General features: G+C 63.3%; 19 protein-coding genes. 7 read left to right on the plus strand and 12 right to left on the minus strand.

Features of this window, described 5'->3' with window-relative positions; translation table 11 throughout:
• Positions 1 to 30 precede the first annotated feature (30 nt).
• Positions 31 to 1,266 (plus strand): competence/damage-inducible protein A, encoded by a 1,236-nt coding sequence (locus tag JST30_04050; GenBank protein ID MBS1713489.1) that lies wholly within the window; start codon positions 31 to 33, stop codon positions 1,264 to 1,266.
• Here the strand turns inward: JST30_04050 and JST30_04055 are convergent.
• From JST30_04055 to ileS, 7 genes are all read right to left on the minus strand, one after another.
• Positions 1,263 to 3,359 carry a S9 family peptidase gene (locus JST30_04055; GenBank protein MBS1713490.1) on the minus strand — a complete coding sequence of 699 codons (2,097 nt, stop codon included), beginning with the start codon at positions 3,357 to 3,359 and terminating at the stop codon, positions 1,263 to 1,265. The two genes, JST30_04050 and JST30_04055, sit on opposite strands and share 4 nt — an antisense overlap.
• A gap of 29 nt (positions 3,360 to 3,388) precedes the next feature.
• Positions 3,389 to 4,189, minus strand: a complete 801-nt coding sequence (locus tag JST30_04060) for a DUF554 domain-containing protein (protein ID MBS1713491.1) — start codon at positions 4,187 to 4,189, stop codon at positions 3,389 to 3,391.
• Between the two features lie 66 nt (positions 4,190 to 4,255).
• Complete coding sequence (gene lgt, locus JST30_04065; protein MBS1713492.1) at positions 4,256 to 5,065, minus strand: prolipoprotein diacylglyceryl transferase; 810 nt, start codon at positions 5,063 to 5,065, stop codon at positions 4,256 to 4,258.
• Positions 5,066 to 5,113: 48 nt separating this feature from the next.
• A complete protein-coding gene (locus JST30_04070; GenBank protein MBS1713493.1) occupies positions 5,114 to 5,734 on the minus strand; it encodes a hypothetical protein in 621 nt (206 codons plus the stop codon).
• Entirely contained in the window at positions 5,731 to 7,419 is a 1,689-nt protein-coding gene (locus tag JST30_04075; protein ID MBS1713494.1) for a hypothetical protein, read from the minus strand. Before JST30_04075 ends, JST30_04070 begins: the two co-directional genes overlap by 4 nt.
• Before the next feature lie 99 nt (positions 7,420 to 7,518).
• Complete coding sequence (gene lspA / locus JST30_04080; protein ID MBS1713495.1) at positions 7,519 to 8,016, minus strand: signal peptidase II; 498 nt, start codon at positions 8,014 to 8,016, stop codon at positions 7,519 to 7,521.
• Positions 8,013 to 10,757, minus strand: a complete 2,745-nt coding sequence (gene ileS, locus JST30_04085) for an isoleucine--tRNA ligase (GenBank protein ID MBS1713496.1) — start codon at positions 10,755 to 10,757, stop codon at positions 8,013 to 8,015. The genes lspA and ileS overlap by 4 nt, the downstream gene beginning before the upstream one ends.
• A gap of 138 nt (positions 10,758 to 10,895) precedes the next feature.
• Between ileS and pfkA the strand changes: the two genes are divergently transcribed.
• Positions 10,896 to 11,858, plus strand: a complete 963-nt coding sequence (gene pfkA, locus JST30_04090) for a 6-phosphofructokinase (GenBank protein ID MBS1713497.1) — start codon at positions 10,896 to 10,898, stop codon at positions 11,856 to 11,858.
• A 31-nt stretch (positions 11,859 to 11,889) separates the two neighbouring features.
• Positions 11,890 to 12,360 (plus strand): hypothetical protein, encoded by a 471-nt coding sequence (locus JST30_04095; protein ID MBS1713498.1) that lies wholly within the window; start codon positions 11,890 to 11,892, stop codon positions 12,358 to 12,360.
• 1 nt (position 12,361) lies between these two features.
• Here JST30_04095 and JST30_04100 read toward each other — a convergent pair whose 3' ends face one another.
• From JST30_04100 to sdhA, 4 genes are all read right to left on the minus strand, one after another.
• Entirely contained in the window at positions 12,362 to 12,979 is a 618-nt protein-coding gene (locus tag JST30_04100) for a hypothetical protein (protein MBS1713499.1), read from the minus strand.
• Between the two features lie 17 nt (positions 12,980 to 12,996).
• Entirely contained in the window at positions 12,997 to 13,617 is a 621-nt protein-coding gene (locus tag JST30_04105; GenBank protein ID MBS1713500.1) for a PEP-CTERM sorting domain-containing protein, read from the minus strand.
• Positions 13,618 to 13,757: 140 nt separating this feature from the next.
• The gene (locus tag JST30_04110; protein MBS1713501.1) at positions 13,758 to 14,375 is read right to left on the minus strand and encodes a hypothetical protein; all 618 of its coding nucleotides are present in this window, start codon (positions 14,373 to 14,375) and stop codon (positions 13,758 to 13,760) included.
• A 153-nt stretch (positions 14,376 to 14,528) separates the two neighbouring features.
• A complete protein-coding gene (gene sdhA, locus JST30_04115; GenBank protein MBS1713502.1) occupies positions 14,529 to 16,460 on the minus strand; it encodes a succinate dehydrogenase (quinone) flavoprotein subunit in 1,932 nt (643 codons plus the stop codon).
• 127 nt (positions 16,461 to 16,587) lie between these two features.
• Here sdhA and JST30_04120 point away from each other — a divergent pair, with 127 nt between their 5' ends.
• Positions 16,588 to 17,583 carry an NAD(P)-dependent glycerol-3-phosphate dehydrogenase gene (locus tag JST30_04120; GenBank protein ID MBS1713503.1) on the plus strand — a complete coding sequence of 332 codons (996 nt, stop codon included), beginning with the start codon at positions 16,588 to 16,590 and terminating at the stop codon, positions 17,581 to 17,583.
• Here JST30_04120 and JST30_04125 read toward each other — a convergent pair.
• Positions 17,531 to 18,031, minus strand: coding sequence for a hypothetical protein (locus JST30_04125; protein ID MBS1713504.1), 501 nt, complete (start codon positions 18,029 to 18,031; stop codon positions 17,531 to 17,533). The two genes, JST30_04120 and JST30_04125, sit on opposite strands and share 53 nt — an antisense overlap.
• Between JST30_04125 and folK the strand changes: the two genes are divergently transcribed.
• From folK to JST30_04140, 3 genes are read left to right on the plus strand one after another with little or no spacing between them, the layout of a single operon-like run.
• Positions 18,024 to 18,551, plus strand: coding sequence for a 2-amino-4-hydroxy-6-hydroxymethyldihydropteridine diphosphokinase (gene folK / locus JST30_04130; GenBank protein ID MBS1713505.1), 528 nt, complete (start codon positions 18,024 to 18,026; stop codon positions 18,549 to 18,551). The genes JST30_04125 and folK overlap by 8 nt on opposite strands.
• On the plus strand, positions 18,532 to 19,860 hold the full coding sequence (locus JST30_04135) for a type II secretion system F family protein (protein ID MBS1713506.1): 1,329 nt from the start codon (positions 18,532 to 18,534) through the stop codon (positions 19,858 to 19,860). Before folK ends, JST30_04135 begins: the two co-directional genes overlap by 20 nt.
• Positions 19,860 to 21,107 carry a type II secretion system F family protein gene (locus tag JST30_04140; GenBank protein MBS1713507.1) on the plus strand — a complete coding sequence of 416 codons (1,248 nt, stop codon included), beginning with the start codon at positions 19,860 to 19,862 and terminating at the stop codon, positions 21,105 to 21,107. The genes JST30_04135 and JST30_04140 overlap by 1 nt, the downstream gene beginning before the upstream one ends.
• Positions 21,108 to 21,115 lie beyond the last annotated feature (8 nt).

Consider the following 21,115-nt stretch of genomic DNA (forward strand, 5'->3'; position numbering starts at 1 on the left):
CGGCCTGACCCTTCGGGCTACCATCGGTTCGTGCGGGCTGAAACCGTTTCCGTCGGAACCGAAATCCTTTTGGGTCAGATCACGGACACCAATGCCGTCGAACTCGGTCGGGTCTACGCCGAGTGCGGCATAGGACACACGCACCGTCAGACGGTCGGCGACAACCTCGAGCGTCTGACCGAGTCCCTGCGTCTGGCGCTCTCTCGGTCGGACGTGGTCGTCACGATCGGAGGTCTGGGCCCGACCGAGGACGACCTGACCCGGGACGGCATCGCAGCGGCCCTCGACGACCCTCTCGTTCACGACCCTGAGGTCGAAGCCGCCTTACGCGCCCTGTTCGAGCGACGGCGTCTCGTCTGGCTCGACAGCCAAATCCGTCAGGCGTTCCGGCCGACGTGCTCGGAAACGGTCGGCAACCCGAACGGGACGGCTCCTGGTCTCGTATGCCGCAAAAACGGAAAGACCGTGATCGCGATGCCTGGACCTAAACCGGAGTTCGTCCCGATGCTGGAAGGACCGGTCCGTCGGATCCTGCTCGCTTTGGGAGACGGCGGCGTCATTCGGAGCCGTACGGTCCGCATCGCAGGGATGGGCGAGAGCGTGGTCGAAGACAGACTCAGGGACTTGATGCGGCAGTCCGACCCCACGGTCGCCCCTTACGCGAAAATTGGAGAAGTCCATCTGAGGATGACGGCCAAGCGTCCGACGGAATCCGAGGCGGACAGCGTCCTGGACGGTCTCGAGCGTGAAATCGTCGAGCGGCTGGGCGACGTCGTCTACGCGATCGGTGACCGTCCGCTTGAAGCCGTCGTCCTCGATCGGCTGCGCGAGACGGGAAAGACCCTGGCGACCGCCGAAAGTTGTACGGGCGGAGGGATCTCGCACAGACTGACGGCCGTCCCCGGCTCGTCGGACGTCTTTCTCGGCGGAGTGGTCAGCTACGCCGACAGTCTGAAGCGGTCCCTACTCGGCGTGTCACCGGCGACGCTCGACACCCAAGGGGCCGTCAGCGAGGCGTGCGCCAAGGAGATGGCGGACGGGATCCGACGGGCGACGGGCGCCGACTACGGGATCAGCGTCACCGGGATCGCGGGGCCTGGAGGCGGCACGGAAGAAAAGCCTGTCGGGCTTGTGTGGACCGGTCTGGCCACCCCGGAAGGGACCCGAGCGTTCCGCAACGACTTTCTGGGCGACCGACAATCGGTCCGCCAGCGAAGCGTACAAGCGGCCTTGACCGCACTGTGGACGTCGATCCGCGCCTCCTAGCCGTGCGGAACGTCCATTCGCTCGAAGAAGAACTCCATCATCCGTCGGAAGTCGACACCCGTGTGCCCCAGGTCTGTGCCGACCTGGACCTCGATCCCCTTTCCAAGCCGCCGGAAAGCTGAAACCAGTTGGAGACTGTTACAAGGATGGACGTTCTCGTCGGCCGTCCCGTAGTACAGCATCAGCCACCCTTTAAGCTTCTCGGCGTACGTCATCGCCGAGCCCGCGGTGTAGCCGTCCTTGTTCTCGTCGGCCAACCCCATATAGCGTTCGGTGTAGATCGTGTCGTAGTTGTGCCAGTCCGTCACGCCGCTGCTGCTGCATGCGGCCTTGTAGAGATCGGGGTACCGAAGGAGGCACATGATCGAGGCGTACCCGCCGTAGGACGTTCCTTGAATACCGATCCGTGTCGGATCGACATAGCCTTTGGAGACGAGCGCCTTCACGCCTGCAGCCTGATCGTCGATCTCCGCGATCCCCATGTTCCGGTAGAGCGGATCGCTGAACGCCTTTCCGCGACCGCCCGTTCCTCGGTTGTCGAACGAAGCGACGATAAAACCGTAGCCTGTGAGCTCGTTGTACGGTTGGAACGTTTCGGAGAACCCTGAGGAATGGGGATCGATCGGCCCCCCATAGACCGAGACGAGCAACGGATACTTCTTGGACGGGTCGAAGTTCCTCGGGAAGGAGACCGTGCCACAGATCTTCGTCTTGCCGTCGCCTCCCGTGAACTCGACGCGCTGGGAATGCGCATACCCTGCAGCCCGGAACTGAGAGAGGTCGGATTCGGCCAAAACCTTGATCACCTTGCCGTTCAAGTCGATCAGGCGCGTCACAGGCGCGTCCTGGCAGCTTTGCGCAACGTCGACGGCGTACCGACCGTCCGGCGAGAGTTCGACCCTGTGGTTCAAGGACGGATCCGTGACACGACGGTTGCCTTTTCCGTCGAGGCCGACCACCATCAACTGTTCCAGATAAGGGTTGTCCCCGTTCCGGGCCATATAGTAAAGCCGGTTGCCAGACACGTCGATCCGGACGACGGAGCCCATGTCGAACCCGTTCGCCGTCACAGGACGGAACGCTCCGGTCTTGGGGTCGAGAATCCCGACGTTGAGGAAGCCGTTCCGCTGGTGCTCCCAGAGCACTTTGCCCTTGAGTTCCGGCCGGGACGCGACGCCTTCCAAGCTGTCGAACGACCAGACTCCCAGTTTGTTCTCGACGTACGAGGCCGGCCACTCTTCCCGGACGATGACGCGGGCGACACCGGTGGACGGATCCGCTGCGCAATACTCCATCACCTTTTGCCGGCGGTCGGTGCGTCGGAACCGGAGTTCGGATCCGTCCGGAGCCCACTGGACGTCGTACACATAGTGTCCGATCCCGTCGTCGAACGGCCCTGGACGGACTTGGACCTGGACCGACTTCCCCTTCGCCGCGTCGTAGACGAACACGTCCACAACCGGGTTCTTTCCGCCCGGTTTGGGATAGGCCTGAGGCTCGAAGACGGGTTGGGCCGTCGCTTGCTTGAAGACGACCATGTTGTCGACGACAGGGGTTTCGTCGAACCGGTAGTACCAGAGGAGGTCACCTTTGGCATTCAGCCCCATCGCTTCTGACTGGTTGAGTTCCTCCCCGTAGACCCAACTCCCTTTTCCGTACTTGACCCGTTTGGCAAGGTCGCCGTCGGTGGTCACGGCCGCTTCAGCCTCACCTTCTTTCTGGAACGAGACGTTGCCGTCCTTGTACCAAGCCTTGACCTTGCCGTCTCCGTTGAAGACTTCGGAGTACTGCCCCCCGCGTCCAGGCGAGCGCCGCGAACGGCCCGAAGGCGGTGCGGCGGCCCGCTCTGGGGCTTTGTCGATCCGTGTTTCTTTTCCCGTAGCCGGGTCGAGCAGCTTCCACCCGTCCCCAGGGTCATAGCCGAGCTTGCCGTCAGCGGTCCACCTCCTTTCGCAGACGCCGAGCTTCACGGTCCCCCGCTGCTCCCTACCGTCCTTCTGCATGCGAGCTTGCACGGGCCAACCCGCCAGTCTGTCCTGTGCTGCGGACACGGAAACGAGCAGGGCGAAGAGGCCGAAGGCGAGGGGTTTCATCGTCGACGAAAGGTTAGACGATCCGGCACTTAGATCGCCGGTTTCTTTCTTTCGAACAGGGCTGCGAACGCGGGCGCGAGCACGAGGGCCGGCAGATAGACCTCGCTGTGGACCTTTTCCGCCATTTGCACCTTCAGCAGCCCGAGGCCGATCGCGACCAGCATCACCCCGCCTGCGGCCGTCGCCTCCGCGACGATGTTCGGGTTCTTGACGAGCGGCTTCAGGGGCCGGGCCAGCGCGGTCAGGGAGCTTTGCACGATCAATACGAACACGGCCGATGCCAGGACGCCCTGACCGTACGAACGGGAGGCCGCCGCGAGGAACACAGAGGACACGCCGTCGAGCAAGGACTTCAAACTCAGGAGGTCGATGCGTCGTTCGATCCCGTCCTGGATGCAACCCATGATCGTCATCGGCCCGACGCAGAAGAGGATCACGGCTCCGACCAGGCCCTCGTTGAACGCGTGGTCGGCTCCGCCGAAACGCAGGCGGACGGCCTCGCTCATCGCTTCGAGGCCCACGTCGATGCCGATCAGTTTTCCGATGACCCCGCCAAGGGCGATCGAAGCGGCGACGACCAGAACGTTCTTGGTCTCCAAGAACATCTTGATGCCGATCCCGACCGTGACCAATCCGATACCGGACATGGCGACGCTCTGCAGTCCGGGCGGTAGCCACGTCCCGACGCCGAGACCAAGCAGCGACCCGACCAAGACGGTCAAGGTGTTCAAGAGCGCGCCCCGGAACGGCAGGGGCGCCCGATCTGCGCGGTGTCCTTCTTGGCCGTCCACGTTCTCTATGACGGGACTCTCGGTCGTTGAAGTCGCCACGCTGTCGTCAGTTTAAAGACTTCATGCCGGGCCCCGACCTGACTTTCGTCAGGGGCCGTGTCTGGATCAGGCCGTTGCCTCGACACTGGGCACGGGGCCCTGAGGGTTCCGGCGCGAGTTGGCGGCCGCTATGGCGACACCGATCGCGACCAGAAGAAGGCAAACGACCTGCGCCAAAGTCACGGGTAGCCCCTTGACGTACGTCGAACTGGCGATCTGGGCCGCCATTTCCTCCTTCGTCCCGGCGCGGAAGAACTCATAGACGAAGCGGCTCAGCCCGTACGCGACCACGAACAGCCCGAACGAAACTCCAGGTTTCCGGGGCTTCGCCTTGTCCCAAAGGGCAATGGCTGCAGCACCGACGAGCATCAGGGCGGTATCGACGAGCTGAGCGGGGACGTGTTTGTCGGGCAGGCCCTGGACGATCACGCCGTACCACTCGGTCGTGGGCCGGCCGTAACAACAACCGTTGAACAAGCACCCGATCCGGCCGACGGCCTGGGCCACAAGGACCGGGACGCCGACCGTGTCCAAGAAGGGCCAGAACGGCACTTTCGCCCTCAATCGCCAGACGAGAAAACCGAAGAACCCGAAAAGGATGCCTCCGAAACTCGTCAACCCTTCGAACCGGAGCGACCACAGCTCAGCGGGATGGCTCTGATAGTACGGCCAGTTTTGGACGATGTAGGTGATACGAGCTCCCAAGATGCCGGGGAGGACCAGCCAGAACGCTGAATCCCAGATCTTGTCCTTGTCGATCCCGTAGTGCGGTGCCCTTTTCCGTGCGATCGAGACGGCGATGACGACGCCGATGACCAAGAGCACTCCGTACGACCGGACCGGAAAGCTGCCTAGGCGGAAGAGCTCGGGGTGCATACGCGGTTCAACAGTGTAGTGCCTGGAGCCCGTTGGGCCAGGACCCGCTTAACCTACGCCGAGCAGCTTGAGGAACACGATTTCGCCTTCAGCCTTGGATTCGGCCCTGATCTCGATCTTTTCAGGAGACGGGACCTTGACCGTCTTCGTCCAAATCCCGTCCGAACGGACTTTGGTCTTGAACAAGGCCTTCCCGTTGAAGGAGACGAGAATGACGTCGTCGGGCCGGCCCGTCCCTCGGAACAGCGTCACCTTTGGCATGAGCGGCTCATCGTCTTCGGTCGGGTTCGTGATGGTCAGGGTCTGCGTGGCGTCACCGGACACCTGGAACGTCCTCACCGGAGACTGTTTCGCCGTTCCACCGACGACCTTGACGAAGACCTCGGCCTTCCCGCCTCCGAACAGCTTGCCGCGACCGCTCCACGACCCGTCCGGTTTGGTCCACGCGACGCAGACGATGCGCCCGTTTTCGATGACTTCCAACTTGCTCTTCTTCGGAGCTGTCCCTCGGAAGGCAGTGATCCCGGCCTCCACCGTCGAGCCTTCCGAAGGTTCCGTGATCCACGGCTGGTCCGGTGTCGAAGGCTTGTCCGGAGCGGAAACGGGCTTGAAGGCCCAGAGGACGATGGCCAGGACCCCGACGACGGCGGCTTTGACCAGCGTCCTCACGAGGCGGCACCCGTCGCAAGCCTGGCGGCGTCTTCGATCCACCGTTCGGGTTCGATCCGCTGCCATTCGGCCGGCTGGATGATTTCGAGGATCCGGTCCGGACTCATCGCGGCCAGGTCCGAATACGTCAACACTCCGGCGTCGCGCAACTTCCGTTCGTAGAGGTGGCCGATTCCAATGATCTGGATCAGCGGGTCTTTCCCGGCCGGCCGGATCGGCTGGAACACGGGCGCACCAGTCCGGGACGCTTCTTCAGACACCCAGACGGGCGCCTCTTGGGCAGGCGGAACTTCGACTTCGGTTTCGGATGCGGCTTCGTCGACCTGAGGTTCAGGAACGTCCTCCGCAGGTCCTTGCCCTGTCTCGTACAAGTCCGGACTGTCGACGGCGGCGACTTCTTCGACCGGTTCGGGTTCGACGGTTTCGGGTCCGTCATAGACGAGTGGCGGGTCGTCGGCCGTGTCCGATGCCTCGGCCAACATCAGGACAGGGGCGTCTTCCCTTGTCTCGTCTTCGTCAGACCGAGTGCGCTCGATCTGTTCTTGAAGTTCGGCGATCGTGCTCCTTCGGGCGTCTAACTCCGCTTGGAGCCGGGCGACTTCTTCGGCCGACGGACGATAGGCGAGCTGGGCCTCGATACGTCGTAAGTTCTCGATGCTCTCGGCGACGGCCTGGTCCTTCGAGGCGGACACGAGCTTTAGCGACTCGACGTCCTTTTCCAGGGTCTCGGCCTTCGTCTTCAAGTTTTGCGCCTGCAGGACTTGTTCGCGATCGCTTTCGATCTGTCGCTTCAGTCCGTCAGCTTCTTGACGGTGCTGTTCGGCGGCCGCTTCGCTGGCCTCAAGCCGCTCCCTCAGTTCGGACAGTTCTTGCTCGAGGCCGACCGTCCGCTCGTTCGCAGCATCGGCCTGTTGGGCCAAAGCCTTCGCTTCGTCCAGTTCGGTTCGCAGTCCGCTCAAGGCCGCTTCCTTTTCGGCCAGGGTGGCCCTGGCGGTTTCGGCCTCGCTCTGGACCGCTTCCAAGCGATGTGACGCCGCCTCACCGTCCTCGATCCGGCTTTGAAGGTCATCGATGCGGCGTTGCGCGGCCGAAAGTTCTTCTTCCAACCCGGCACGGGCCGCCTCGGCCGAACGCAACGCCTCGACCTCTGACCGGTACGCGTGGAGGTCTTCGACAGTGCGCCGCGAGTCCGCCAGCGAGTGGTTCAGCGCGTCGATCTCGTTTTGAAGCCGGGCGCCTTCGTCTTGAGACAACATCAACTGGTGACGGGCGTCGTCCAAGTGGGCCGTCACCCGCTCGAGATCCGTGCGGGCCCGTTCCGCCTCGTTCTTGGCCTCGTCCCAGCCGGCTTGCGCCGCAGCGGCGGATCCGACAGTGTCGGTCTCGTGAAGGCGGGACCGCATCTCCAGCATCGATTCCGAATGTTGGGCGACGTCTCTGCGAAGTTTTTCGTTCTCGGCTTCAAGGAGGCCCGAAGTCTCTTTCGACCGTGCCGCTTCAGCCTGGAGGTCGAAACATTTCTGCTTCCAATTGGCCGCCTCCGTCTCGGCATGGCTGAGTTTCAAGGTCATGGCCGCGTCGAACGGAGGCTCCTCCTTTTTCCGGCGGAACAAGAGGGTCACGACCTCTCCGGCCGCGACGCCGATCGCGACACCAAGTACGAGCCACCACATCACTGGATCCATGAGACTGCCACTAGAAGAACGGTTGTCGGCGCACAGACGTGCCCCCTCAATTTTCGGGTAACTGTCGCCGTCTCTGGAGCCTCAGTCCTCGTTCCTGGTTCAACCTTCGGTCGACGGCGCGCCTTCGTCCTTCTTTTTGAAGACGTCCGAGAGCGTCCCCCAGACGAGAAGAGTCCCGGCGACCGTGATGCAAACGTCGGCGACGTTGAAGACCGGAAAATTGATCAACCGGATCCAGAACATGTCCGTGACCTTTCCGAAGCGGAGCCGGTCGGTCAGGTTCCCCACCGACCCTGAAGCCAGCAATGCGGCCGTCACGTGCGACAGCTTCGGGTCGTCCGGATGCTTCCAGCTGTACCACGCAGCGACGATCGCGATCCCCACCGCGACCGGTGTCAACACGACCCCGAAGCCCTGGAACATGCCGAAGGCCACGCCCTCGTTGTAGACCAGTTTGAGTTCGAACACGTTCGGCCAGAGCGTCACGATGTGCCCCTCGACCCCGCCTGTCGCCGACCGGGCCCACGCCTTGACGAGCTGGTCGACGAGCAGCAGACCGGGAGTCAGTGCGAGGAACAGGCGGAAGTTCCCTTTCATCGTCCGAGCACCTGTCGGTCCCTGGCGCTCAACCAGACTTCCTCACCATCGAGCTCGACCCGTTCGACGTCGGGCCTGCGCAGACGGCTCCTGGCGCATTCCGGCCAATCCGAGACGCGGAAACGGACCGAGCGCTCGCCGGGACCGACCTGGACGGCCGCCGACTTGAACAAGACGGCGAGGTCGCCGCAGTCGGCAAGAGCCGCCGATTCCTCCGCCGACAGCGTCAACGCGAACTCGATGGCCTGAGAGTCCCGTACGTCGCTCTCCGCCTTCCACTTTTCGAATTCGGAGTACACCCAGGCCCGGATCGAGAGGAGCGTCTCGAAGTTCGCGGCCAGAGCGGCGTCTTCGACCCGTTTCGGCTTCAGGCAGTCCAGAAAGACCGACGCATGACGGCGGCCAGGGATCTTCTCATAGACCTCCTCTGCCAAATGTGGGAGAAAGGTCGCCGAAAGGAGCGTCAAGGTCCGAAGGACTTCGTGACAGGCGTGCTGGGCCGCACGGCGAGAGGGCCAATCCTTACCGTCGCAGTAGAGACGGTCCTTGATCGAGTCACCGTAGAACGCGGAAACCTCCTCGCCGCAGAAGTTGTGCAGGGCGCTGAGGGCGGCGTTGTACTTATAGACCTTCAAAGAGCCCAGGCATCGGTCGGCGAGTTCCTCGGTCCGGTCGATGATCCATCGGTCGATCGGTTGGAGTTCGAAAGTCGCGTTTGGGTCGTAATCGTACAAGTTTCCTAGTAAAAATCTTAACGTATTACGAATACGGCGATACCCTTCGCCTGCCGCCTTGAGAAGGTTTTCCCCATACGGCGCGTCGTCTTCGAAGTCCACTGTCCCGGCCCAATACCGGAGGACGTCGGCTCCGAACGTGTCGCAGACAGCGACCGGATCGCTCACGTTTCCGGACCGCTTCGACATTTTCTGTCCCTTCTCGTCGTTGACCCATCCGTGAGTGACGACCTGACGATAGGGGGCCCCGCCCCGGACCGCCATGCCGAGGATCATCGAAACGTTGAACCAACCTCGGTGCTGGTCCGAACCTTCGAGGACGAGGTCTGACGGCAACGGCTCCTTCCATTCCGGTTCGACGTCGCCCTCCAGGACGCACAGGTGCGTGCACCCGCTGTCGAACCAGACGTCGAACACATCGGTCTCTTTTCGGAACTCCGTCTCGCCCGTCTCCGGATGCGTGTAACCGGCTGGGAGGATCGCTTCGGGGGGATCCGTGTACCACGCGTCGCTCCCCTTCTCTTCGACCAGTTTCGCGACCGCTTCCATCGCCACGGGGTCGAGCACGGGCGTCCCGCTTTGGGCTCCGTAGAAGACCGGGATGCCGACGCCCCAAGGCCTCTGACGACTGATGCACCAGTCCGGGCGGCCCTCGATCATGGAGCGAAAACGCGCGTGACCTGACTGAGGGAACCAGTCGACGTCATCGACCGCCCTCAACATGCGTTCGCGCAAGCCGTCATGGTCGATCTGCACGAACCACTGCTCGGTGGCGCGGAAGATCACGGGATTGTCGTCCCTCTCGGCGTGCGGATAGCTGTGCAGAAAGTCTTCCTGAGCGAGAAGGTGGCCGACTTCCTCCAGTCGGGATACGACGAGCGCGTCGCACTTCTTGTAGTACACGCCCGCGAACTCACCGGCCTCTTCGGTCATCGTTCCGCGAGCGTCGACGGGGCACAAGACAGGGAGGCCGTACTTTTGGCCCGTATAGAAGTCGTCCCGACCGTGGCCGGGCGCCGTGTGCACGATGCCCGTCCCGTCTTCCGTCGTGACATAGTCGGCGAGAACGCCCACGGAGTCCCGTTCGAAGACCGGATGTCGGAACGTCAAGCCCTCGAACGCCGAACCGGGAAGACTTCCGACGGTCGTGAAGTCCGTCCAACCGACTTTCTCCGCGACCTTTGCGACGAGTTCATGGAGGACGACGTAGTGCGAGCCGTCCACGTGGACGACGTCGTACGTGTATTCCGGGTGGAACGCCAAGGCCAGGTTGGCCGGGATCGTCCACGGCGTCGTCGTCCAGATCACCGCGTACACGTCCGTGAGGCCGGAAAGGGGTCCAGGAAGCCCGCCAGGAAGCGGAAAACGCACCGTAATGGCTTTGCTCCTGACGTCTTTGTAAACGATCTCCGTGTCGGCTAGAGCCGTCTGGACCGTGGGCGACCAAAGGGTCGGCCGAAGTCCGCGGTAAACGTAACCCCGTTCCACGAGCCGTTTGAAGACCCGAACGATCCCGGCTTCGTAACGGTAGTCCATCGTTCGGTACGGCTTGTCCCAGCGACCGAAGATCCCCAAGCGGCTGAACTGCTCCGTTTGAAGGTCGATGAACCGTGCCGCGTGCTCGCGGCAGGCCCGTCGGAGTTCGACTTTGTCCGGCGTTTGGTGCTGCTCGGCGAACTTCTTCATGACCGCCTGTTCGATCGGCAAGCCATGGTTGTCGAAACCGGGCACGTAGGGAACCCGGTAGCCCATCACCATCCTGCTCTTGAGGGCGAAGTCCTTCAAGATCTTGTTGAACGCCGTACCGATGTGGATCGGGCCGTTGGTATAAGGCGGCCCGTCGTGCATCAAGAACAACGGATCGTCCTTCCGGTGTTCTTGGACGGTCTCGTAGAGCCTCGCCTCTTTCCAAGCGGCCTGAATCGCCGGTTCGCGCACGGGAAGGTCCGCCTTCATGGGGATCGTGAAGTCGGCGTCGGGCAGGTTCAGGGTGAGCTTAAAGTCCATGCGCGCGAAGGAGCGAGTTTACCGACGTCCGCCGGGTGCGGCCAGGGAGGGGCCGCCGTTGAAGGAGGGCGGCTTCCGGGCCTAATGCCGGCGAGGGCCTTCCCCTGTCTGGTAACTACCGCAATCGTGTCCGGACAGATCGATCGGATCGGAGTCATCACCAGCGGCGGCGATTCGCCAGGAATGAACGCGGCCGTCCGGGCCGTCGTCAGGGCCGCGATCGGTCGCGGCATCGCCGTCACGGGCTTCCAGCACGGTTGGCAGGGCGTGATCGAGAACGAGTCGCGCGAAATGGTTTCGCGGTCGGTCGGAGGGATCATCTCCCAAGGCGGGACGATCCTTCGTTCGGCACGCTCGAAAGAGTTCAGGACCTTCGAAGGCCGCGCGAAGGCCCTGGACGTCCTTCGGGCTAACGGCGTCAGCGGCCTCGTCGTGATCGGTGGGGACGGCTCGTTGACGGGCGCGAAGATCCTCTCCGAGGAGTTTTCGTTCCCCGTCGTCGGCGTACCGGCCTCGATCGACAACGACATCAGCGGGACCGACTTTTCGATCGGGTTCGATACGGCCGTCAACACCGCGCTCGGTGCGATCGACAAGGTCCGCGACACCGCCTATTCCCATGAGCGGGTCTTCGTGATCGAGGTCATGGGCCGGGCGAACGGCTTCATCGCGCTCGAAGTCGCATTGGCCTGTGGGGCCGAAGCGGTGATCGTGCCCGAAGTCCCCTATTCTCTCCTTGAGATCTGCGACTATCTCCGGAACATGTCCGCGAAGGGCAAGCGGTCCGCGATCCTGATCGTCGCAGAGGGCGCCGCCCGAGCGAGCGACATCAAGGAATTCGTCCATTCGAACACGGGGTTCGAGGTCCGGTACCTCGTCCTCGGCCACATGCAACGGGGCGGCTCTCCGACCGCGTTCGACCGGGTTTTGGCCCTTCGCCTCGGCGCTTTGGCCGCGAACAGGCTCGTCAGCGGTTTTACGGGAGAGATGGTCGGCGTCGACGGCACGAAACTCGTTTCCCATCCGCTGTCGTACGTCCTCAGCACCGAACGGACGATCGATCCAGACAAGCTCCTTCTGGTCGACGCCATGGCGCAGTGACCTGCCGTCGGGTCCGCCCATAATCCAGAAAGTGAGCAAGTTGCACACGCTGACCGTGCCCGACGTCCTCTGGATCAACCTTCAGGTCACAGGCGCCCCAAGACCGTACTCGTACGCGACGCTGGAAGAAGGCACGTTCCTTCAGTACGGCCACGGGTCGAGCCGAGACCTTGCCGGTCAAGCGGCCCGCTTCTTGACCGGGTTCGTCCGACTTCGGCCGATTTCGGAAGGTTGCCCCGCCACGGCGTTCGTCGGTTGCGTCTCGTTCCTCGAAATGAACGGACATTCGCTGGATTTGGACGACGGATCGGCGGCGCAATGGGCTCAGGAGTGCTGGGCCGACCCCTCGAAGGCGGTTGGCGCCGTAGCGGCCCGACTCTCGGAAGACGATGCTCCTCACGGCCATGGTGTTCCGGACGTCCGGGCCATCGTCCAGTCCGTGCTCGCGCGGTATCCGGACACGGTCGCAAAACTGGCCGGGGCGACGACCGCCGTCGCCTGAATCAGACCGGGCCGAAAGCGCCGCCGAGGTAGAGCCCGGCAAGCAACAGCAACGTCCAGTTGTGCAAGGCGTGGTACGCGCCAGACCTCAGAACACCGCCGATACGGTACTGGTAGGCGAACCATCCTCCGGCAAGGCCGAGGGACAGTCCGATCCCGAGCGGAACGCCGACGATGCAGTGCGCCAGGCCGAATTTGAGGCTTTGCCACACGATCGGCCAGAAGTGATAGTGCCCCTTGCGGAAAACGTACTCCTCATTGAGGGCCAGACGGGGCACGTTGACCGCGAGGAGGCCGAGGAACACCCACGCGAAAACAGGGATCTGAAGGCCCGAAGCGATGAGGTTCCGAGCCGCGCCCGGCTTCTCGGCCGGAGTCGCGATCAGTTGGAGCCAGGAGAATCCCAGCACTTGGGGCCAAAGGGCGACGAGGACGAGCCCGACCGTCACGATCACGACCAGCACGGCCCAGGCACCGAGAAGGGCTGGAAGCCACTTCCAGCCCTTCAGGCACTCGAGGACCTGATAGTCCTCCTTGAGCGTCCCCCTCCGGAGCGCCAAGACCAAGTTCACCGTGACCCACGCCGTCGCTGCCCATCCGAGGATCGTCAGCGGAGTCACGGGCTGAGTCTGACAGATTACTTCCGGCGCCGACGGGCGAGGCCGACGATGCCAAGGCCGAGCGCGATCATCGAAGCAGGCTCGGGAACGGGGGTCAGCTGGGCCTGGCCGCCGCAGTTGTCTTGCGGGATCCAGAGCATCGCGTCCATCTTGTTGTTCTTGCCCGCGTCAAGCATCGAGATGGCGTCGTTGATGACGGCGGCATGAGAGTCGTACCAGCTCGAATCGAGCTTGAACTGTCCCTTGTTCTGCTTCAGGTCCGTGCCGTAGCGTGCGGCCCAGACGGCGATCTGGAGCGAAGCGGCCTTGTTGTCCGACGTGTCCTTACCCGCGCCGTTGGAGAGGACGCTGCCCGCCAGGGAGAAGATCGGGTCGTTCTTCGTCATCGCGGTCTTGACGTCCCAGGTCTGGCCGACGCTGACGATGTTGTCAAGGTCGACACAGTAGCTAGTGAAGACGGAGTTCTTGTCGAGGTTCTTGAATTCGAGTTGCCCGCCGAACCCCGAGAAGGCGTTGCCTTTGTAAACGATCTTCACGGTGAGGCCGTTACCTGTGCCTTTCAGCTTGATCGTATCGGCGAAGGACGCCGCCGCACACGCGGCGAGCGCGACGAGTGTCACAGTCCTGAGTTTCATCATGTGGCTCCTTGGTCCACAGGTCAAGGTGCAATCCGCATGCCCGATAGCGCACGGTCCCGCAATTCAGGGGCAATTACCGGGCCGGAAGACAAAACCGCCCGTGCGAAGGGCACGGGCGGCGTTCCGGAGAGAGGACGGAGTCAACGTCGTCGTTTCTTGGCCAGCGCGGCGAGTCCGAGACCGGCCGCGAGGAGGCTGAAGGGTTCAGGCACCGGTCGGAGTTGGGCTTGGCCCCCGTCGATCGGGCTCGGCTTCAAGTACACGGCGCTGTTCTGATCGTCGTTGCCGAAATAGGCTTTGGCCTGGCTGAAGATCGAGCCATGGCTACTGACCCACGACCATTCGAGCTGGAAGTCGCCGCCGGAGTTCGTGTTGAGGTTGGTCCCGTACCGTGCCGCCCACACGGCGATCTGCAAGGCGGCCGCTTTGTTGTCGCTGTTCACGGACGCAACGTTGTTCGCGAACACGGAACCTGCTTTGGAAATCCGGCTTCCCTGTGTCGCCGAGTCCTTTTCGACCACGTTGTAGACCTGTCCGTTGGAGATCGTGTGCTCAAGGTCCGCGCACATCGATTTGAACAGGATGTTCTTCTGCAAGTCCTTGAACGTCAACTGCCCCGCGAACGCTGACCGCTTGCTGCCATAGAACTTGTAATCGACTCCGCCGACCCCGAGGCCCGAACCCTCGTACCGGATGTCGTAGGCCTGCGCAGACGCGGCGAGCGCCCCCAGGAAGACGAGCGAAAGTGTGGTCTTCATCGTGTTTCCGAACCCTCCAAGACAAAACCGCGGAAAGCGCTCCGCGAAGGTCTATTCTGCAGCCCGATCGGGCCGTCAAGGCCTGGTCCGCGCAAATCCCGGCAATGGTGCGTGGACCTCGCCTAGGACCCCCGAGGTTTGGCAGGACCGAAGTTAAGCCGGGGACACGGGTTCTTCCGAAGAGGCCAGCCCGACCTTGGCGAAGAAGTCCTCGCCCATGATCAATTTGACCACCTTGTTCTGGTTGATCTTGTACTTTCTCGGTCGGGGGTCGATCACGTTGCACTCGACCGACTCGTCGAAATCGAACGTCGGGCCGGACGGTTGCCACCGCGCCTTGGTCGTCTTCAGCCACTTGGAGTCGTCGCGGTCGGGCGTGTCCAGCTTAAAGTGGGCGCCTCGACTCTCGTCCCGAAGGATCGCTCCCCCGACGATCGCCTTGCTCATTTCGATCATGTTCTGGAGCGACCGCGTAAAAGGCACGGCCTGATTGGTCCACCCTCCGGAATCGATCAACCGGCACTGCTTGGCCCGGTCCGAGAGTTCTTCCAGCTTGTCCCGCGCCGACAGAAGCTCCTTTTGAAGGCGCCAGATCCCGCAGTAGTTCCACATCGTCTCCTGCAGTTCGGCGAGAAGGCGGTACGGGTTCTCTGAGCCGGTCGACCCGTTCAGACCGTCGTATTCGGACCGCCGGTACGAGACCGCTTCGCTGAAAGTCGTCTGGGCGACGTCCTCCCACCCACCTTCCAGAGCCGAGCCGAGATAGGCTTGCACGCCCAGGGCTGCCAGTTCGCCTCCCGTCAGACACGTGAGCAGGGCGTTCGCGCCGAGGCGGTTCGCACCGTGGTACTGGTACTCGCACTCTCCGGCGGCGAAGAGTCCGGGAACGTTCGACATCTGGTTCCGGGGCGAGTTGACGTCGAGCGTTTCGCCGTTCGTCCCTTTTTCGTAGTCGACCCAAAGACCGCCCATCGTGTAGTGAACGGCCGGGTAGATCCGCATCGGGTTATCGATGGGGTCTTCCCGCATGAACTTTTCATAGATCTCGAGGACGCCTCCCAGTTTGTCGTTGATGAGGTCGCGGCTCCATCCCTTTTCGCGGTGCAGATGGCCGATGTCGAGATAGACCTGTTGCCGCCGCCCGACGCCTTTGTCCATTCGGCAGACGCAATAAATGATGAAGCTGACCAGGTCGCGGCTGAGGAGGTTTCCATACGTCGGGTCCAGCTCCTCGCAGAAATACCAGCGGTCCCTTTCGGGAATGTCCTTCGGCGGTCGCTTGTCCTCCGGATCGCGCGGCGACCAGAGCCGTCCTCCTTCGCCTCTTACCGACTCGCTGATCAACCGGCACTTGTCTTCACCGGGGATCGCGGTCGGATGGATCTGGACCATTTCCGGATTTCCATAGACGGCTCCTTCTTGGTAGCAGACGCTGACCGGGTCGCCCGTGTTGATGATGGAATTGGTGCTCCGGCCAAAGATGACGCCGTTCCCGCCGCTCGCGATCACGACGGCGTCGGCCGGGAAACTCTCGATCGCCATCGTCCGCAGGTCCTGCGCCACGATGCCTTTGCAGACCCCCTTGGCGTCTTTGACGAGGCCGACGAACGTCCATCCTTCGAACTTCTCGACGTCCTGGCTCGACTCGTATCGCCGGACTTGCTCGTCGAGCGCGTAAAGGAGCTGTTGCCCCGTCGTCGCGCCCGCATAGGCCGTACGGTGCTTCAAAGTCCCTCCGAACCGACGGAAACTCAGCATGCCTTCGGCCGTCCGGTTGAACGGCACGCCCATCCGGTCCAGGAGATAGATGATGGCGGGCGCCCGCTCGGCCATCCGCATCACGGGAGGCTGGTGGTTGAGAAAGTCCCCGCCTGTGATCGTGTCTTCGAAGTGCAGGTAAGGCGAGTCGCCTTCGCCCCTCAGGTTGACGGCACCGTTGATGCCTCCTTGGGCGCAGACGCTGTGGCTCCTCTTGACGGGGACGACGCTGAAGAGCTGGACTTTAACGCCGGCTTCGGCGAGCTTCATCGTGGTCATGAGCCCGGCCAATCCACCGCCGACGACGATCACCTTCCGTTGGGCCATGGGGTCGTCATCGTTTTACCCTGAGCACCGTCCACACGGCGGGGGCGGACGTCACGCGGCCTCGTCCTTGCCCGGACCGGCCGCCCCGGACCCAAGCGCTGTCGACGCCAGCCGTAAAATCGCCTCGATGACGGTCACCGTCCTGGGTGCAGGAAGCTGGGGCACGGCGCTTTCGCTCGTTCTCGCCAGGAACGGTCACGACGTGAACCTCCTCGGACGCGAATCCGGGGCTCTTGACGACCTGGTCCAGCGCCGCGAGAACCTGCGCTATCTGCCAGGGTTCGTCCTTCCCGAATCGGTCCGCGTCGCGTGGCTCGACGCCGACAGTCCGGTCGGCGACGTCACGGTGATCGCGGTGCCGTCGGGGGCCGTACAAGAGGTCCTCCCCGTCGTGTGCCGGTCGAACGTCGTCGTCGTAGCCAGCAAGGGCCTCGCGCCTGGCGGAGAGGCCCTCATCTCCGACGTCGTCGAAGCGGCTTGTCCGTCCTCCCGGGTCGTCGTCCTAAGCGGCCCGAACTTAGCCGTCGAACTCGCCCAGAGTATCCCGACGGTCGCGGTCGCGGCGAGCAAAGACTCCGATGCGGCTTGCCTCGTAAGGGACGCGTTCCATTGCAGGTCGTACCGCGTTTATGTCAGCGACGACGTCAAGGGCGTCGAGGTCGCGGGCGCGCTCAAGAACGTCATGGCGATCGCAGCGGGTATGTCCGACGGCCTTGGTTTCGGCGACAACACGAAGGGCGCGCTCCTGGCCCGTGGCCTCCACGAGACGGCGCGGATCGGGCTCGCCCTCGGTGCCCGGCTCGAGACGTTCCTCGGAATCGCGGGGGTCGGCGACCTCTTCGCGACCGCTAACTCTCGCCTGTCGCGCAACTACCGCGTCGGATTCGGGCTGGGCGAGGGCCGTCGGCTCGCAGACGTGCTTCAGCAGATCGGTCAGGTCGCCGAAGGGGTGACCACCGCTGAACTCGTCCTTCATCTGGCGCGAAAACTCGGCGTCGAGGCGCCGATCTGCGACGTCGTAAACCAGGTCATGCGCGGCAACGTCGATCCCAGAACGGCCGTTTGGCAGCTCATGGAACGGACGCCGAAGCGCGAAGGACTTGAAGCGCCCGGAACCGGTTGACGATCGCCCAGACCGAGACGGCGAGCGTCGCGATTGCGGCAAGGGCATAGCTTTGGGCGTGCATGAGACCGGTCGCCGCCAACCTTCGGTCCGCCTCCTTGGAAGGATCTTGAAGCACGGTTGCGGTGCCGAAGTAGACCAGGCACCAAAGCACGATGCCGAGCACAAGGATCGCGCCAAGACACACGGCCAGCGGACGCACGAGGTCGCGCCAACCCAGCACCGGCATCGGACCGACCCGACTGACGGCGGCCAAGACGAGCCCAGAGACCGCACCGAACCACCACGTCGCCAAGAATCCCCATCCTAGAGCCAGAAGCACGGGAGCCTGTGTCCCGATCGAAGGGTGGTAAGTGCCCAGGTACGGCTTACAGACGGACACGGAGAACAGGTCGTGGACAATTCCGAAGACGACAGCGGCCAGAATGCAGGTTCCGACGATGCGCACCCCTTGCACAGTTTTTTCGACGCGCCGGGCCGTCGTCGCGTTCGGCTCCAACGTGGGCGACCGCGGCCGGCACGTCCTGGAAGCGCTCAAGTTCCTGGGTTCGCGGGTCGGGATCGTTGCGTCGAGCGGGCTTTACGAGACCGCTCCGATGTACGTCGAAGACCAGCCTCCGTTCCTCAACGGTGCCGTCCTGATCGAAACGGACCTTGACCCTCGGGAACTGTTGAAGCTTTTGAAAGACATTGAGTCACGGATCGGCCGTCAAGCACGCGAGAGGAACGGACCCCGCGAGATCGACCTCGATCTGATCGACTTCGAAGGCGACGACGTCGACCACAGTGCGACGCTCACTGTCCCGCATCCGCGTGCCCACGAACGAAGGTTCGTACTCGATCCGATGAACGAAATCGCCCCTGATTGGGTTCTCAATGGATACGGGGCGGTACGCGACCTCTTGAAACGGGCCGACGTACAATCCCAGGAAGTCAGGCGGACGGCCGATGCCCCAATTCTCCTTTAGCGCCATCGACGGAAACGGGAGGCCCGTGCAAGGGGTCGTCGATGCCGGTACAGAGAACGAACTGATCGTCCGTTTGTCCGGCCAAGGGCTCCGGGTGCAGTCGATCACACGGGGAGCCGCGGCACCGACGCCCGCTACGCGGCCTCCGGCCCCGGCCGTGTCCACTGTGGCCGCACCGCCCGTGGCCCCGGTACGCCCTGTGACGCGAGTCGCCCATGAGCCCCGCCGTTCGGACGGCCGCCCCTATCTCGCTCCGGCAAAGACGGTCCGGACGAAACGGGCCACGTACAAGCAACTCATGTTCTTGTTCGCCCAGACCGCGACGATGCTTCGGAGCGGGGTCAGTCCGGCGGACACCTTTCAGAGGCTGTCGGTGTCGGCCGTCCCTCCCCATATCGCTCAGGCCGCACACGGCGTCGCCGACATGGCGACCGCAGGGATCAGCATGGCCGACGCTATGGCCGTCTATCCCGACGTCTTTCCCGAGGCTGCCGTCGGAGCGGTCCGCGCCGGCGAAAACGGTGGTTACGCGCACGAAGCCTGCCGGCTGCTCAGCGTCCAGTACGAAAAGTCGCACCGGATGATGTGGCACGTACGGTTCCTGCGATGGGCGACCATGATCGGCCTTTCCGCGATCCCGGTGGTCGAGTCGTTCGTGCAAGGACTTGACCGGTCGTTCGCCGACATGAGCGGCGTGGCCGGATTGGGGCAAGGCATGATGGCCGCGTTCCGCGGATGGTCCGGCCTTTGGCTCGTCCTGCTGTGGGCCTGTTACTTCGCCGCCAAGGCCTGGATGCGTCAGACCCGGAACCGGGATCTGCGTCACGCGCTCGCCCTCAAAGTACCCGTCTTTGCAGAGCGGGCGAAAAAGGAGGGGCTCGCGGCGTTCACGTTCCATACAGGGCGCCTGTCCCAGGCCGGCCTCAGTCCCAACCGCGCTTGGACGTTGGCCGCGGCCGCAGTACCGAACCAAGCTCTCGGGAGGGCCTTTGCCGCCATGAACGACGGGACGTCCGACGGAGTGCGTTTAGGCGACCTTGTCCGTCGGTCCGAGTTGTTCCCCCGCGACTACGCGAACATTTTGGAGACCGGAGAGGCGACAGGGACTTTGCCGCAAGCGTTGGAATACGTGTCCCAAACGGCAGACCGGGACCGCTCGTTCGCCGACCGGAAGGCGAACTGGTCCTTGTACGGCACCTACATCCTCCTTTTCATCGTCTTCGGGATCGTGTGCGGTACAGCTTTTTACACCGGATACTTCAACGCGCTTTACAAGCACACGGTCGGTGAGGCGGAGGCCGAACCCTGATGCCGGTGTTCACCTACACGGCCCAGCGTGAAGACGGTCAGACGGTTTCGGGGACCGCTCTCGGGGATTCGTTCGAAACCGTGGCGGGTCAATTGAAGTCGCAAGGGATGACCGTGCTGAGCCTTGCCGCCGCTCCCGCACCCGGGGATCCGGTGGTCGCGGCGCCGAGCCCGCTAAGACCCGAGCAACCGCGTGCCGCGGCTCCGCCCCCTACCGAAGCCCGCAGTACGTTCGCGACCCAGGTCGCGGGGCCGATCGTCGGCCAAGTCTCGCTCTCCGCGCTCCACTTCTTCTTCCGGCAACTGGGCACGATGTTGAACGCGGGCATCAATCCGGCAGACGCCCTCGAGACCCTGAGCAGGCAGACCGGCAGTCCGAAACTCATGTCGATCGTGCGCGAGACCAAGGAGCACGTCATCGCAGGCCGACCGATCAGCGTCGGTCTGCACCGCTATCCCGAAGTCTTCAACCCGCTCATGATGAGCATGGTCCGGGTCGGAGAAGAAGGAGGCTTCCTTGCCGACCAGTGCTCGCAACTCTCCGAGTACATCCAGCGGGACATGGAACTGAGGAACACGATCAAGCGCGAGACCGCGATGCCGAAACTGACGGTCGGCGCTAGCCTGGTCATCATCTTTGGCGCCAACGCGACGATCCAGGCGGTAGCGCCGGGCGGGCTCACGCTGCCGACCCCTTGGATCGTCTGGCTCGCGGCGGCCGCACTCGCGATCGGTGCGTTCCTCTTCGTCAAGTTCTTTTTGCCACGGCCTCAGGTCCGCCGTGCGTTCGACGAGTTCGTCCTCAACCTGCCCGGTGTGGGCCCGATGGTCCACGGATTCGCGATGGCGAAGTTCGGTCGGGCGTTCGGCGCTTTGTACAGGGGTGGCGTCGCGATCCCGAAGGCGGTCGTCCTATCTGCGGAAGCGTGCGGCAACGAGGCGGTCCGGGCCCGGGTCGTTCCGGCGGCGGCAAGGATCGAAGGCGGCGCCTCGATCACCGAGACCTTTACGGCGACCGGTGCTTTTTCGCCGCTGGTGCTCGATATGGCGAGGACCGGAGAGACGACGGGCAACATGGACGAGATGTTGCTACGGATGTCCGAGTTCTACGAGGACGAGGGCATTACGAAAGCCCAAATGGCGGCGAAGATCATTGGCGTCTTGGCCCTGGTCGCCGTCGGAGCGTACGTCCTCTTCATCTTGGTCTCTTTCTACTCGTCATACTTCGGTCGCATGACGAGCTCCTAAGGCGACCA

Source organism: Armatimonadota bacterium, assembly GCA_018268395.1.
In the GTDB taxonomy this organism is placed as follows: domain Bacteria; phylum Armatimonadota; class Fimbriimonadia; order Fimbriimonadales; family Fimbriimonadaceae; genus JAEURO01.

Bases quoted from the DNA above. Each gene is read 5' to 3' on its own strand.
- JST30_04135 (MBS1713506.1), top strand. From the start codon at position 18,532: ATGCCCCAATTCTCCTTTAGCGCCATCGACGGAAACGGGAGGCCCGTG.
- lgt (MBS1713492.1), bottom strand. From the start codon at position 5,065: ATGCACCCCGAGCTCTTCCGCCTAGGCAGCTTTCCGGTCCGGTCGTAC.
- JST30_04075 (MBS1713494.1), bottom strand. From the start codon at position 7,419: ATGGATCCAGTGATGTGGTGGCTCGTACTTGGTGTCGCGATCGGCGTC.
- JST30_04055 (MBS1713490.1), bottom strand. From the start codon at position 3,359: ATGAAACCCCTCGCCTTCGGCCTCTTCGCCCTGCTCGTTTCCGTGTCC.
- sdhA (MBS1713502.1), bottom strand. From the start codon at position 16,460: ATGGCCCAACGGAAGGTGATCGTCGTCGGCGGTGGATTGGCCGGGCTC.
- lspA (MBS1713495.1), bottom strand. From the start codon at position 8,016: ATGAAAGGGAACTTCCGCCTGTTCCTCGCACTGACTCCCGGTCTGCTG.
- JST30_04105 (MBS1713500.1), bottom strand. From the start codon at position 13,617: ATGATGAAACTCAGGACTGTGACACTCGTCGCGCTCGCCGCGTGTGCG.
- JST30_04110 (MBS1713501.1), bottom strand. From the start codon at position 14,375: ATGAAGACCACACTTTCGCTCGTCTTCCTGGGGGCGCTCGCCGCGTCT.
- JST30_04140 (MBS1713507.1), top strand. From the start codon at position 19,860: ATGCCGGTGTTCACCTACACGGCCCAGCGTGAAGACGGTCAGACGGTT.
- ileS (MBS1713496.1), bottom strand. From the start codon at position 10,757: ATGGACTTTAAGCTCACCCTGAACCTGCCCGACGCCGACTTCACGATC.
- JST30_04120 (MBS1713503.1), top strand. From the start codon at position 16,588: ATGACGGTCACCGTCCTGGGTGCAGGAAGCTGGGGCACGGCGCTTTCG.
- folK (MBS1713505.1), top strand. From the start codon at position 18,024: ATGCGCACCCCTTGCACAGTTTTTTCGACGCGCCGGGCCGTCGTCGCG.